A 14,383-nucleotide genomic window follows, 5' to 3' on the forward strand; every position below is an offset into this window, starting at 1 on the left:
ATGCTGCAGTCTCCTTACCGTGATCTTCATGCAAGTTTGAAAAAAACATTTCCTGCAACCCAATTGATAACGGACCCGTTGCGCACATTGGCCTACGGTACGGACGCGAGCTTTTACCGCCTTGTCCCGAAAATCGTTGTCGTGGTGGAAAGCGAAGATCAGGTACAGGAGCTGCTGGCACAATGTAAGGCCTTTAACACCCCGGTGACATTTCGTGCCGCCGGAACCAGCCTGTCGGGTCAAGCGGTCAGTGACAGTGTTCTGGGGCTGTTGGGGGACAATTGGGACGGGTTTAAATTATCCGATGATCAAAGCCGTGTCAGCCTGCAACCTGGTGTGATCGGGGGACAGGCCAATGCCAAGCTGGCCCCGTTTGGTAAAAAAATCGGCCCAGATCCCGCCTCGATCAATGCAGCGAAAATTGGTGGGATTGCGGCTAATAATGCATCCGGCATGTGCTGTGGAACGGCACAAAACAGCTATCGTACCTTATCTTCCATGCGGGTGATTTTGCACGATGGAACGTTATTGGATACGGGGGATCAATCCTCGGTCAATCTGTTTCGTCAAAGCCATAGTGCTCTGTTAAATGGATTGCGAGATCTGCGCCATGATGTACAGGCCGACCCGGTATTGGCAGAACGGATTGCGAAGAAATTTAAGATAAAAAATACAACGGGTTATAGCCTGAACGCTTTGATCGATTATGATGATCCAATTGATATTTTACAGCATTTGATGATTGGATCAGAAGGCACGTTGGGCTTTATTGCTGAAATTACTTATGAAACCTGCGTGGAACACGCCCATAAAGCGTCCGCAATGGTTTATTTCGAAACCTGTGAAATTGCCGCGAAGGCCGTTCAACTGTTGAAAAACGCTCCGGTTTCTGCCGTGGAACTGGTGGACCGTCCGGGATTGCGATCGGTGCAGGATAAAGACGGCATGCCCACTTTTCTAAAAGACTTGCCCGATGACGCGACAGCCTTGTTGATTGAGGTCCGCGGCGAGGATGAAACGGAACTTCAAGATAAGATCATTCAGGCGACACAATCTTTTGCCCATATTGAAACGGTCCATCCGGTTGAATTTTCCGATGATCCAGATGTGTGTGCGCGTTATTGGGGGATCCGCAAAGGATTGTTTCCCTTGGTGGGTGCGATGCGCGAAACCGGCACCACGGTTATTATTGAAGATGTCGCCTTCCCGATTGAACATCTGGCCGCTGGTGTGGTTGATCTGCATAAATTGTTCAAGCAGTACCATTATGATGAAGCCATTATCTTCGGTCATGCTTTAGAAGGGAATTTGCATTTCGTTTTCACCCAGGATTTCAATACGGAAAGCGAAGTCGAACGTTACGGCAAATTCATGGATGCGGTCTGTGAAATGGTGGTCCATAAATATGATGGATCCCTAAAGGCCGAACATGGCACCGGACGCAATATGGCCCCGTTTGTGGAAATGGAGTGGGGTGCTGACGCCTTTGCTTTGATGCGCCGGATTAAGAATCTGTTTGATCCGGAAGAATTACTTAATCCCGGTGTGATTATCAATGACGATAAAGATGTCCATCTGAAAAATTTGAAGCCGCTTCCGCCGTCGGAAGAAATTGTCGACAAATGTATCGAATGCGGTTTTTGCGAACCCAAATGTCCGTCACGTCATTTAACCTTAACGCCGCGTCAGCGCATTGTAGGTTGGCGTGAAATTTCCAGACGGGATGCGGCGGGCGAAGACAGTACGGATTTGCGCGATTTATACGTCTATCAGGGAATGGATACCTGTGCGGCCTGTGGGTTATGTGCAACGGCTTGTCCAGTCGGCATTGAAACGGGCAGTTTGATCAAGATGCTGCGTGGGCGCGAAGCGGGTAAGGGGGCCACCAGATTGGGGCAATGGTTTGCCGATCATTATGGTGTTGCAATGAACGCGACGGCAATGGGATTGAAAGCCGCCGACCTTGCCCACGGGATTTTAGGGTCCAAGGTCATGCAGGGGATGACGGATGGGGTGCGCAAACTCAGTGGCGATCGAATGGCGCGCTGGACTCCGTCTATGCCAAGCGGCATTTCATTTAAACCGAAACCATTTGTGGAACAAGACGGGGATGTGGTGGTCTATTTGCCGAGTTGCGCATCCCGCACGATGGGACCGGCACGAAATGATGCCCAGAAAACACCTTTGCCCGTGGTGACGGAACGTTTGTTAAAACGTGCTGGCTTTCAGGTGCGTTACCCGGACGGTCTGAATGATCTTTGCTGTGGACAACCGTTTGACAGCAAGGGGTTGAATGATGTGGCAACAGGGAAGTCCAATGAACTGAGCGAGGCGCTATTTAAGGCCTCTGAGGGTGGGAAATACCCGGTTGTGTTTGATACATCCCCTTGTAGTTTCCGCATGAAAGGCATGAAAGGCATGAATGGGGACAGTTTGAACTGTCTGGATATGACCGAATTTATGCACGATCAGGTCTTGCCGCGCCTTAATATTCAAAAGAAAACTCGTAAAGTTGCCATTCATCCGACTTGTTCCACGCAAAAAATGGCACTGGATGTGAAAATGAAGGCGGTTGTTGAGGCGTGCGTTAGCGAGGTTGTTATTCCGGAAGGGGTCGGATGTTGTGGCTGGGCAGGCGACAAGGGATTTACGACACCGGAACTGAACGCGCATGCTTTGCGCAAGCTCAATCAATCTTTGGATGGGATCAGCGAAGGCTATTCGACCAGTCGGACCTGTGAAATCGGATTGTCTGAAAAAGCGGGTTTTCCTTATCGATCCATCGTTTATTTGCTGGATGAATGTAGCCGTTAATCATCAAAGACGATGCGCTCTGTTCCACACAGGGCTATAAATCTTTTGCCTTTGGCACGACTAATCAGGCTTAAGCCTGCCTTTTGGGCCAGTTCCAAGGCCCATTGGGTGGCACCTGAACGCGAGATAAGGATGGGGATTCCCATGGAAACGGTCTTGATCACCATCTCGCTGGTCATGCGCCCCGTGGTGTAAATAACATAATCGTCCCCGGCCATATTATGTTGGTACATATAGCCTGCGATCTTGTCCAACGCATTGTGACGTCCCACATCTTCCATATAAATCAAGGGTATATCCTTTTTGCAAAGAACACATGCATGAATGGACCCGGCCTTTTGGTAAAGGCTGGGTGTGGCCTTGATGATGGCGAGTAAGGCCGTGATGTCGCTTGTTTTTAAGCGAGTGTTTTGCGGGAGGTGAATATCATCCAGATTGTCCATGATGTCGCCAAAAACGGTCCCTTGACCGCAACCGGATGTCAGAATTTTACGTTTCAATTTTTCTTCATAATCGGTTGTGCGTTCGGTACGGACAACGACGGTGTCTATTTCTGCATCATATTCGATCATTTCAATGATATCGTCATCATTGATCATATGCTGGTTAATCAGATAACCCAGACCCAAAAGTTCTGGATAATCACCGACACTCATCAGGGTGACGATTTCCCGGTTATTTAAGAAAACGCTTAAAGGGTGTTCATTAACCGTAAAAAGATCAATGGCGTTGCCTTGTGCATCAAGACCTTTGACTTTCGTTGTTGTCAGGCCGTTTTCCGGGTCTGGTTTGATCAGGTATGGATCGATCATGATTATCACGACTTCCTTTTAAATACCCTTATTGGAGAGGGTGATTTTTATATTGTGCGCTGCATAATCGTAAAATATTTTTAGTATAAAATGTCAAAACACATCTTAAGAAATAACAGAAAATCGACTATTCGCATTGCAATAAATATTAAAGGGTGAAAAAAGGCTTTGACAACTCCTTCACAAGTCACCTACCGTAAGAGGGAAAGCGGGGTTTAGATTCCGTTTTCATACATATTCATTTCTCTTGAAATTCCTGTGGGAGAGACAGCGATAGAAGCTGTCGCCGAAGGAGCAACCGCCCCGGAAACTCTCAGGCAAAAGTACTGCAGGAAGATGAGACTCTGGAGAGAGGCCGGACATGATCCGGTCCACCGAAGGTCAACCCGATATCAGCCAAGTCTGCGCGGGGACTATCTCAGGTATCAAAGACAGAGGGGGCATCGTTCAATGAAACCGTATTTTGCGGTTTGTTTTGGAGGTGCCTTTGTCGGACCTTATACAACAAAAAAAGACGGATGCGGAAGTTATCGCGGTGCGCACGCCCAAAGGGGCCATGCAGCATCTCAGCGCGATGGACCTGTTTACGATTGGCATCGGTCCATCCAGTTCCCATACGGTTGGCCCCATGCGGGCAGGTTTTCGATTTTGTACAGAATTGAAAAAACGTGGACTGATTGAAAAAACCAGCCGCGTTAAAATTGATCTCTTTGGCTCCCTCGCCCTTACTGGAAAAGGACACGGCACCGATACTGCTGTGTTGCTTGGTCTATCAGGCGAACGTCCGCGCAGTGTTGATCCTGACCGTGTACCTGAAATTGTTTCAGATATTCGTGATGGGAAAACGATGATGCTGGGTGGCAGCCAGTCCATTTCTTTTGATGAAGAAAATGATCTGCTTTTTCATTTCAATGTCTTCAAACCCGAACACCCCAATGCAATGGAAATCAAGGCATGGGATGAAACGGGACAGGAACTTTACACGCAGGTGTTCTTTTCTGTCGGCGGCGGATTTGTGCTGGACCGTGATGAATTTGAACATGCGGGGGAAAAAATAGATGGACCGGATATTCCTTACCCGTTCTCATCAGCAAAGGAACTGTTGGACCACGGGCAAAAACATAAGCTGAGCATTGCTGACGTGATGATGGCCAATGAAGTTGCCGCCCACGGGGAAGAAGCCATTAAAACGTTTTTAATACGTGTGCGCGATGCGATGATGGCCTGTATTGACCGGGGCTGTCAGACACAAGGGATTTTACCGGGTGGACTGGATGTTAAACGCCGCGCTTATAAACTTCATCAAGATTTGTCAACACGTCCCGAAGCCGGGATGAAAGACCCGCTCACTGTTTTGGATTGGGTGAATTTGTTTGCCTTGGCGGTGAATGAAGAAAATGCCGCTGGTGGTCGTGTCGTGACGGCCCCGACCAATGGTGCCGCCGGTGTGATCCCTGCGGTCTTGGCGTATTACGAACGTTTCTGCCCCAGTGCATGTGAAAAAGGCAGTCTGGATTTTCTCCTCACCGCTGCGGCTATTGGTTCGATTTATAAAAAACGGGCCTCAATTTCAGCTGCGGAAGTTGGTTGTCAGGGTGAAGTCGGCGTGGCCTGTTCGATGGCGGCCGGTGCCTTATGTGCGGTGTTGGGTGGAACCAACGAACAAGTGGAAAATGCCGCTGAGATTGGTATGGAACACAATCTCGGCCTGACGTGCGACCCCATTGGCGGGTTGGTTCAGGTGCCTTGTATTGAGCGCAATACAATGGGCGCGACCAAGGCGATCAACGCTTCACGCCTCGCGCTGCGCGGGGATGGGTCGCACATGGTGTCACTGGATAAAGTGATCGAGACCATGCGTCAGACGGGCATGGATATGCAAAGCAAATATAAAGAAACCTCCCAGGGCGGTTTAGCCGTCAATCTGGTTGAGTGTTAAAAATTTAACAGGATTTAAAATGATGACGAACACAACTGAAAACTTCTTCCATCAAGACCTTGCTGTGACAGACCCCGCCTTGATGAACGGCATTCAAAACGAGATGAAACGCCAAGCCGAAGGCATTGAACTGATTGCTTCTGAAAATATTGTGTCCAAGGCGGTGTTGCAGGCGCAAGGCTCTGTTCTGACCAATAAATATGCCGAAGGATATGCGGGACGTCGTTATTATGGTGGTTGCGAATTTATGGATGTGGCGGAAACGCTGGCAGTTGATCGGGCGAAAGAACTGTTTAACGTTGGGTTTGTCAACGTACAACCCCATTCCGGGGCACAAGCCAATGGGGCGGTTTTGCTGGCCTTATTACAACCCGGTGATACGATCTTGGGCATGTCATTGGATGCGGGTGGACATTTAACGCATGGCGCGCGTCCAACCCTGTCGGGGAAATGGTTTAATGCCGTACAATATGGCGTGGATCAGGAAACGTCCCAAATTGATTATGATGCGTTGGAAGCTCAAGCCCTTGAATGTCAGCCCAAATTGATTATTGCAGGCGGGTCGGCTTATCCACGCGTTATCAATTTTGTCCGTTTTCGCGAAATTGCCGATAAGGTCGGGGCATATCTGATGGTGGATATGGCCCATATTGCCGGACTGGTTGCCGGGGGTGTGCATCCCTCCCCGATTGAACATGCCCATGTGGTGACGACAACAACGCATAAAACCCTGCGTGGTCCGCGTGGCGGCATGATTTTGACCAATGATGAAGCCTTGGCAAAGAAATTTAATTCCGCTGTCTTTCCGGGGATGCAGGGCGGACCGTTGATGCATGTGATTGCTGCCAAAGCTGTTGCCTTTGGCGAAGCCTTGCAACCGAGTTTCAAGGAATATGCCCAAAATGTTGTGGATAATGCCAAGGCATTGGCGGCTGTGTTGATGGAGCGCGGGGTCGATATCGTTTCCGGTGGAACAGATACCCATTTGATGTTGGTTGACCTGCGCCCCAAAAATGTGACGGGTAAAGTGGTTGATGCGGCATTGGAACGCGCGGGCATTACCTGTAATAAAAACGGCATCCCGTTTGACCCACAACCGCCTGCGATTTCATCGGGTATTCGACTGGGGACACCAGCGGGTACAACACGCGGATTTGGGATCGAAGAATTTACACAAATCGGTCATCTGATTTGTGATGTCATTGACGGTATTGCTGAACATGGTGAAGACAATAACGCACAAATCGAAGCCGCTGTACGTAAACAGGTCGTCGATCTTTGTCGTCGTTTTCCGTTGTATTAAGGCAGGGCGCAAACCATGACGACAATGTATGATATTGTGATTATTGGCGGTGGTCCCGGCGGGTATGTTGCCGCTATCCGTGCAGCCCAACTGGGGATGAAGGTTGCTTGCGTCGAAGGGCGCGGGGCATTGGGGGGAACCTGCTTGAATGTGGGATGCATCCCGTCCAAGGCGTTGCTGACATCCTCTGAAAAATATGCGGATGCAGCCAAACATATGGCGGCACATGGCATTAAAATCGACGGTGTTTCCGTTGATCTGGATACCATGATGGCGCGCAAGGATAAAACCGTTGGTGATTTAACCAAGGGGATTGAATTCCTGTTTAAAAAGAACGGCGTTGATTACATTCAAGGCTGGGGCCGGATTATAGGCACTGGACGGGTCGGTGTGAAAACAAACGATGATGAACAGGAACTCAACTGCAAAAACATCATTATTGCAACCGGGTCTAAACCCAGCAGCCTGCCCGGTATTGAAATTGATGAAGAACGTATTGTTTCATCTACCGGGGCGCTGGCCTTAAAAGACGTACCTTCGAAAATGGTGGTCATCGGTGCCGGTGTAATCGGTTTGGAGCTCGGTCAAGTTTGGGCGCGTTTGGGGACTGAGGTCAAGGTTGTGGAATATCTGGACCGCATCCTGCCGGGTATGGATAGCGAAATTGCAAAAACCGCCCAGCGTGCGTTGGGTAAAAGCGGCCTGAAATTTACTTTGGGCCGCAAGGTTCTGGGTATTGAGAAGGGGGATACATCCCTGACCGTTCGTATGGAACGTCTTGCAAAACAAACCGAAGAAGAATTGGAAGCCGATATCGTTCTGGTCGCAGTTGGTCGTCGTCCCTTTGTTGATGGTTTGGGCTTGGATGATCTGGATGTTCAACGTGATGCGCGTGGTTTTATCACGGTGGATGATCATTTTCAGACCAACCAGCCCGGTATTTTTGCCATTGGGGACTGTATCCCCGGTCCCATGCTGGCGCATAAGGCCGAAGAAGACGGTGTGGCCTGTGTTGAAATGATTGCCCACCAAAATGCGCATGTGGATTACGCTAAAATTCCGGCTGTTGTTTATACCGCGCCTGAAATTGCCGGTGTTGGCAGAACCGAAGACGATTTGATTGAGGCAGGTATTGCATACGACAAAGGAACATTTGCCTTTCGTGCCAATTCCCGCGCACGTGCAACGGGCGAGGTTGACGGCATGGTCAAGGTCTTGGCTGACCCCCATTGTGGCAAGATTTTCGGGGCGCACATTGTCGGCCCCCATGCCGGTGATTTGATTGCTGAACTGGTCCTTGCCATGACGGTGAATGCCACGGTGCGCGATGTTATTCGAACGTGCCATGCCCATCCCGCCCTTGGGGAAGCGATCAAGGAAGCCTGCCTCGATGTTTTGGACCGTGCGGTTCATGCCTGAACAGATTTTAAAATAAGGAAGAAACACTCCATGTCTGCATCTAACATAAAAAAGACACCCCTCTATGACTTGCATGTGGAACTCGGTGCCAAAATGGTCGAGTTTGCCGGATGGTCCATGCCGATCAATTATCCGATGGGCATTATGGGGGAACACAATCACTGCCGGACCAAAGCGGCCTTGTTTGACGTTTCCCATATGGCGCAAGTCATCGTGCGCGGCGAAAACCGGGCCAAAGCATTTGAAGCACTGGTCCCCAGCAATATTGATGGTTTGCCGGTAGGTAAAGCGCGTTATACCTTCTTCACCAATGATGAAGGCGGCATTATGGATGATCTGATCGTTTCCAATGCGGGCGATTATTTATTCGTAGTAGTCAATGCGGCGATGCGTGACCAAGATATTCCGCATATGAAAAACAATCTGACGGGATGTGAGGTCATTGAAATTACCGATCATGCCTTGCTTGCCATTCAAGGGCCTGTGGCTGAAAGTGTCGTTGCCAAACATGCACCCGCAGTGGCTGACCTGAAATTTATGGAAACGATGGAAGTTGATTTTCTTGGGGCAACATGTCGTATTTCCCGATTGGGTTATACGGGCGAAGATGGATATGAAATTTCTATCCCGCAAGATGAAGCCACACGCATTGCGAAGATTTTGCTGGAAGATGAAAATCTTGCTCCGGTTGGTTTGGGTGCACGGGATTCCCTGCGTTTGGAAGCCGGGCTTTGTCTGTACGGCAATGATATCGATGCCACCACATCCCCTGTGGAAGCACAATTGAACTGGGCCATGCAGAAACGCCGCCGCGAAGAAGGCGGTTTCCCCGGGGCAGACCGTATTTTAAAAGAACTGGCAGAAGGTGCTACCCGTAAACTGGTGGGCATTCAACCCTTGGGCCGCGCGCCGGCCCGTCATGGTGTCGAGGTGGTTTCGATGGATGGAACGTCGATCGGGCAGGTCACCAGTGGTGGGTTTGGTCCGACCTTTGAAGGGCCGGTGGCGCTTGGCTATGTCGCATCAGAATTTGCCGCCCCTGATACCGAAGTTCAGCTTTCTGTTCGCGGCAAGCTTTTGCCTGCAAAAATCGTTAAAACCCCATTTGTTCAACAGAACTACAAACGCTAAGTAAAAGGAACGCGTAATGTCCAAATATTTTTCCGAAGACCATGAATGGATTGTCGTTGACGGCGATGTTGCCACTGTCGGCATCACTGAACATGCCGCCCAGCAACTTGGCGATATTGTGTTTGTTGAACTGAAAGAAGTTGGCGATACCTTTGATCAAAATGATGAAATCGGTGTAATTGAAAGTGTCAAAGCCGCCAGTGAAATTTATGCTCCAGTGGGCGGAGAAGTTGTTGAAGCCAACGATGTTTTGGCCGATAACCCAAGTATGCTGAATGCAAGCCCGGAAGGCGATGCGTGGCTTTATAAAATCAAGATTGCGGATGCGTCACAGTTGGATGCATTGATGGATCAAGATGCGTATCAGGCGTTGATTGCCTAATTTTTTTGGATTGGAAAGGATCTATAGATGACCTTTAAACCGACAACATACCAACCGTATGATTTTGCCAATCGCCGTCATATCGGCCCGTCTCCCAAAGAGATGGAAAAAATGCTGGAGGTGATCGGGACAGATAGCCTCGATAGCCTGATTGATGAAACGGTCCCGCGCGACATCCGCCAACAGGACGCACTTGATTGGGGGGATGCGTTATCTGAACGCGATACCCTGTTCCACCTGCGCCGTGTTGCCAAAAAGAACAAGGTTCTGACTTCTCTAATCGGGCAGGGCTATTACGGCACCATGACCCCGCCAGTGATTTTGCGCAATATTCTGGAAAATCCGGCATGGTACACCGCCTATACACCTTATCAGCCGGAAATCAGCCAAGGCCGTTTGGAAGCCTTGTTGAACTATCAGACAATGGTGGCAGACCTGACCGGGTTGGATATCGCAAATGCGTCTTTGCTGGATGAAGCGACAGCCGCAGCCGAAGCCATGACAATGGCGCAGCGGGCCTCTAAATCCAAGGCCACAACGTTTTTTATTGATGAAAACTGCCATCCGCAAAATATCGCGGTGATGAAAACACGGGCTGAACCCATCGGGATTGAAATTGTTGTCGGTAACCCCGATACGGATCTAAAAGCCGATGAGGTTTTTGGTGCGGTGTTCCAGTATCCGGGGACTTATGGTGATGTGCGTGATTTCACGGCAATTATCGAAGGTTTGCATGAACATAAGGCGTTGGCCATTATGATTGCGGACCCGTTGGCCTTGGCTGTTTTGAAAGCCCCGGGCGAGATGGGGGCGGATATTGCTGTTGGGTCCACACAACGTTTCGGCGTGCCAATGGGATTTGGTGGTCCACATGCGGCCTATATGGCAACGCGTGATGCCTATAAACGGTCCATGCCGGGCCGTATTATCGGTGTGTCTATCGATAGTCGCGGTAATAAGGCCTATCGTTTGGCCCTGCAAACGCGCGAACAACATATCCGCCGTGAAAAGGCAACATCCAACGTCTGTACGGCGCAAGCCTTGTTGGCGGTTATGGCTTCTATGTATGCGGTTTTCCATGGTCCCGAAGGGATCAAGGCGATTGCACAAATCATTCATCAACATGCGGTTCGTTTGGCGGTTGGTCTTGAAAAACTCGGTTTTACGGTTTCGCCGGATGTCTTTTTTGATACCGTTACGGTTGAAGTTGGTTCCATGCAGGGGGTTATCCTGAATGCTGGTGTTGCCAACGGGATCAACTTGCGCAAAATTGGCAATGATCGTATCGGGATCAGTGTGGATGAACAGACCCGCCCTGAAACGATCGAGGCGATTTGGACCTCGTTTGGCGGGAATGATATGAAGGATGATCCGACGATTGCCCTTGATTATCGTCTGCCCAGCGATGTTGCACGTACATCAGAATATCTGACCCACCCGATTTTCCACATGAACCGGGCGGAGTCTGAAATGACACGTTATATCCGCAAATTGGCGGATCGTGATTTGGCGCTGGATCGGGCCATGATCCCGCTTGGATCATGTACCATGAAGCTGAACGCCACAATGGAAATGATCCCGATTACATGGCCGGAATTTGGCGATATCCACCCGTTTGCACCGCGCGATCAGGTTGATGGTTATTATGAAATGATCGATGATCTGTCCGATAAATTGTGCCAGATCACGGGCTATGATGCAATTTCCATGCAGCCGAATTCGGGTGCGCAAGGCGAATATGCCGGTCTGATTACCATTCGCAATTACCATAATGCGCAGGGTGGTCGTCACCGCAATGTGTGTTTGATTCCGACATCGGCACATGGAACGAACCCGGCAACGGCGCAAATGGTCGGCTATAAGGTCGTCGTGGTGAAATCGGCAGAAAACGGCGATATTGATGTTGTCGATTTCCGTGAAAAGGCGGAAAAATACGCTGATAATCTTGCGGCATGCATGATTACCTATCCGTCCACACATGGTGTATTTGAAGAAACTGTGCGTGAAGTGTGCGAAATCACCCATCAGCACGGCGGTCAGGTCTATATCGACGGGGCGAATATGAACGCCATGGTCGGTCTGGCCCAACCGGGCAAAATTGGTGGGGATGTGTCGCACCTGAACCTGCACAAGACGTTCTGCATTCCTCACGGTGGTGGCGGTCCCGGTATGGGGCCGATTGGGGTGCGCGAACATCTTAAAGCGTATCTTCCCGGGCACCCTGAATTGGATGAAGCCATTGGTCCGGTGTCGGCGGCACCGTTTGGTTCACCTTCCATTCTGCCGATTTCCTGGGCTTACTGTCTGGCAATGGGTGGGGAAGGACTGACGCAAGCCACAAAGGTTGCCATCCTGAACGCCAACTATATTGCCAAACGTCTGGAAGGCGCGTTTGAGGTTCTCTATACCTCAAAATCCGGTCGTGTGGCTCATGAATGTATCCTAGATACCCGCCCGTTGAAAGACAGTGCTGGTGTGAGCGTAGACGATGTTGCCAAACGTTTGATCGATTGTGGCTTCCATGCCCCGACGATGAGCTGGCCGGTCGCAGGAACCTTGATGGTGGAACCGACTGAAAGTGAAACCAAGGCTGAATTGGATCGTTTCTGCGATGCCATGTTAGCGATCCGGGCCGAAGCACAGGATATTGAAGATGGCAAAATAGACGGGGAAAATAACCCGTTGAAAAACGCACCGCATACAGTGGAAGACCTTGTTGGTGAATGGGATCGTCCCTACAGCCGTGAACAGGCTTGTTATCCACCAGGTGCCTTCCGTGTCGATAAATACTGGGCACCGGTCAACCGGGTGGATAATTCCTACGGGGATCGAAATCTGGTTTGTTCCTGCCCACCGTTGGAAGATTATGCCGATGCGGCTGAATAATAAATAAAAAATCACGAGAGAGATGACCACCTGAACGAAAATTCCCCTACAGACGTTCAGGCGGACGTGGTCGAAGAAAAGCAGGTGCCGTAACCTTTGTTTTTCAAGACCTTTGGGTATCCTCTCTCCCTTACATTTTCCGGTGTTGGGAGAGAGGAACCTTTTAAAAATATAATAAAATTACAACTTTTTTTCGGGCGAACAAAATCAAGTCATAAAGCCCCAATAAAAATAAAAACGTTTCATATACAGAGAGAGGATTTTTAATAATGGAAACAATAACTTCCATAATAGGTGATATTAATGGAATTGTTTGGGGTTGGCCGATGCTGATCCTGATTTTAGGTGTTGGCCTGTTTATGAGTATCGGTTTGAAATTAATGCCGATCTTGCAGTTGGGGACAGGCTTTAAATTGTTGGCTGGTGGCGTGCGTGCGCGCAGTGGCGAAGAAAACGAAGGGGAAGTTCCCCCCTATCAGGCTCTCATGACAGCCTTGGCGGCAACCGTGGGGACAGGGAATATTGCCGGTGTGGCAACGGCGGTGTTCCTTGGTGGACCCGGTGCCTTGTTCTGGATGTGGATGACTGCCCTTGTTGGGATGGCAACCAAATATTCAGAAGCCGTTCTAGCCGTGAATTTCCGTGAAGTTGATGAAGACGGTAACCATGTCGGTGGTCCGATGTACTATATCAAAAACGGTATGGGCAAAAAATGGGCGTGGTTAGGCACCCTATTTGCGTTGTTCGGTGCGGTGGCTGGTTTCGGGATCGGTAATGGTGTGCAATCCAATTCAATTGCGCAAGTGATTGAAACGAATTTTGCTATTCCGCCATTGGTGTCCGGCTTTATCTTGATGATCTTTGTTGGTGCTGTTTTGATCGGCGGGATCAAACGGATTGGTTCGGTTGCCGGGGCCTTGGTTCCCTTTATGGCGATTGCTTATGTTTTGGTGGGATTGGTTGTTTTGTTTATCAATGCCGATCAACTGGGGCATGCGTTTGCCTTGATTTTCGAAAGTGCGTTCACAGGACATGCGGCTGAAGGCGGGTTCGCCGGTGCGGCTGTTTGGGCAGCGATCCGTTTTGGTGTGGCACGTGGTGTCTTTTCAAACGAAGCTGGGCTGGGGTCTGCCCCGATTGCCCATGCGTCTGCGCAAACGAAAGATCCGGTTCGCCAAGGCTTGATTGCCATGCTCGGTACTTTTATTGATACGATTATTGTTTGTACGATTACCGGTTTGGTGATTGTGACATCCGGTCTATGGACATCCGGTGAGTCTGGTGCGGCCCTGACATCGGCGGCCTTTGCCGATGCGTTGCCGGGGGCAGGAAATTATATTGTTGCCGTGTCGCTGGCTATCTTTGCCTTCACCACCATTTTGGGGTGGTCCTTGTATGGGGAACGCTGCGTGGAATATTTGTTTGGTGTGAAATCTATTGTCCCTTACCGTATTGTTTGGGTTTTGGCTGTTCCTTTAGGAGCAACGGTCAGCCTTGACTTTATCTGGTTATTGGCAGATACGCTGAACGCTATGATGGCCTTGCCGAACTTGATTGCCATTGCGGTTTTAAGCCCGGTGGTTTTCAAAATGACGCAAGCCTATTTTGAGCGCCATAAAAACGATTAGAGTCTTTAAAGTAAATGCGTCGTCGCAGGTTGAGGAAACCTGCTCGGGATTTACAAAATAGCAGTGAAT

At 49.7% G+C, this 14,383-nt stretch carries 9 protein-coding genes and 2 riboswitches; of the genes, 8 read left to right on the forward strand and 1 reads right to left on the reverse strand.

Translation table 11 applies throughout. The annotated features are described in order from the left end of the window. Entirely contained in the window at nt 1-2,814 is a 2,814-nt protein-coding gene (locus tag ACI0FF_RS06135) for an FAD-binding and (Fe-S)-binding domain-containing protein (RefSeq protein ID WP_419799240.1), read from the forward strand. Here the strand turns inward: ACI0FF_RS06135 and fdhD are convergent. Then, nucleotides 2,811-3,626, reverse strand: a complete 816-nt coding sequence (gene fdhD / locus ACI0FF_RS06140) for a formate dehydrogenase accessory sulfurtransferase FdhD (RefSeq protein WP_419799241.1) — start codon at nt 3,624-3,626, stop codon at nt 2,811-2,813. The genes ACI0FF_RS06135 and fdhD overlap by 4 nt on opposite strands. 249 nt (nt 3,627-3,875) lie before the next feature. Further along, nucleotides 3,876-3,965, forward strand: a riboswitch (glycine riboswitch). Between the two features lie 3 nt (nt 3,966-3,968). Beyond that, nucleotides 3,969-4,063: riboswitch (glycine riboswitch) on the forward strand. Nucleotides 4,064-4,113: 50 nt separating this feature from the next. Here fdhD and ACI0FF_RS06145 point away from each other — a divergent pair. The 7 genes from ACI0FF_RS06145 to ACI0FF_RS06175 all read left to right on the forward strand — a co-directional run bounded on the left by ACI0FF_RS06145 (nt 4,114) and on the right by ACI0FF_RS06175 (nt 14,314). Beyond that, nucleotides 4,114-5,565 (forward strand): L-serine ammonia-lyase, encoded by a 1,452-nt coding sequence (locus ACI0FF_RS06145; RefSeq protein WP_426857719.1) that lies wholly within the window; start codon nt 4,114-4,116, stop codon nt 5,563-5,565. Nucleotides 5,566-5,584: 19 nt separating this feature from the next. Then, nucleotides 5,585-6,868 carry a serine hydroxymethyltransferase gene (gene glyA / locus ACI0FF_RS06150; protein WP_419799242.1) on the forward strand — a complete coding sequence of 428 codons (1,284 nt, stop codon included), beginning with the start codon at nt 5,585-5,587 and terminating at the stop codon, nt 6,866-6,868. A gap of 15 nt (nt 6,869-6,883) precedes the next feature. Next, the gene (gene lpdA, locus ACI0FF_RS06155) at nt 6,884-8,287 is read left to right on the forward strand and encodes a dihydrolipoyl dehydrogenase (RefSeq protein WP_419799243.1); all 1,404 of its coding nucleotides are present in this window, start codon (nt 6,884-6,886) and stop codon (nt 8,285-8,287) included. Between the two features lie 30 nt (nt 8,288-8,317). Continuing rightward, nucleotides 8,318-9,418, forward strand: a complete 1,101-nt coding sequence (gene gcvT / locus ACI0FF_RS06160) for a glycine cleavage system aminomethyltransferase GcvT (RefSeq protein WP_419799244.1) — start codon at nt 8,318-8,320, stop codon at nt 9,416-9,418. Nucleotides 9,419-9,434: 16 nt separating this feature from the next. Next, a complete protein-coding gene (gene gcvH / locus ACI0FF_RS06165) occupies nt 9,435-9,800 on the forward strand; it encodes a glycine cleavage system protein GcvH (RefSeq protein WP_419799245.1) in 366 nt (121 codons plus the stop codon). Nucleotides 9,801-9,827: 27 nt separating this feature from the next. Further along, a complete protein-coding gene (gene gcvP, locus ACI0FF_RS06170) occupies nt 9,828-12,686 on the forward strand; it encodes an aminomethyl-transferring glycine dehydrogenase (protein WP_419799246.1) in 2,859 nt (952 codons plus the stop codon). 269 nt (nt 12,687-12,955) lie between these two features. Then, nucleotides 12,956-14,314 carry an alanine/glycine:cation symporter family protein gene (locus tag ACI0FF_RS06175; protein ID WP_419799247.1) on the forward strand — a complete coding sequence of 453 codons (1,359 nt, stop codon included), beginning with the start codon at nt 12,956-12,958 and terminating at the stop codon, nt 14,312-14,314. The last annotated feature ends 69 nt before the right edge of the window (nt 14,315-14,383 follow it).

Origin of the sequence: Terasakiella sp. 4MB5A, assembly GCF_050058155.1 — a bacterium.
GTDB classification, from domain to species: Bacteria; Pseudomonadota; Alphaproteobacteria; order Rhodospirillales; family Terasakiellaceae; genus Terasakiella; species Terasakiella halodenitrificans.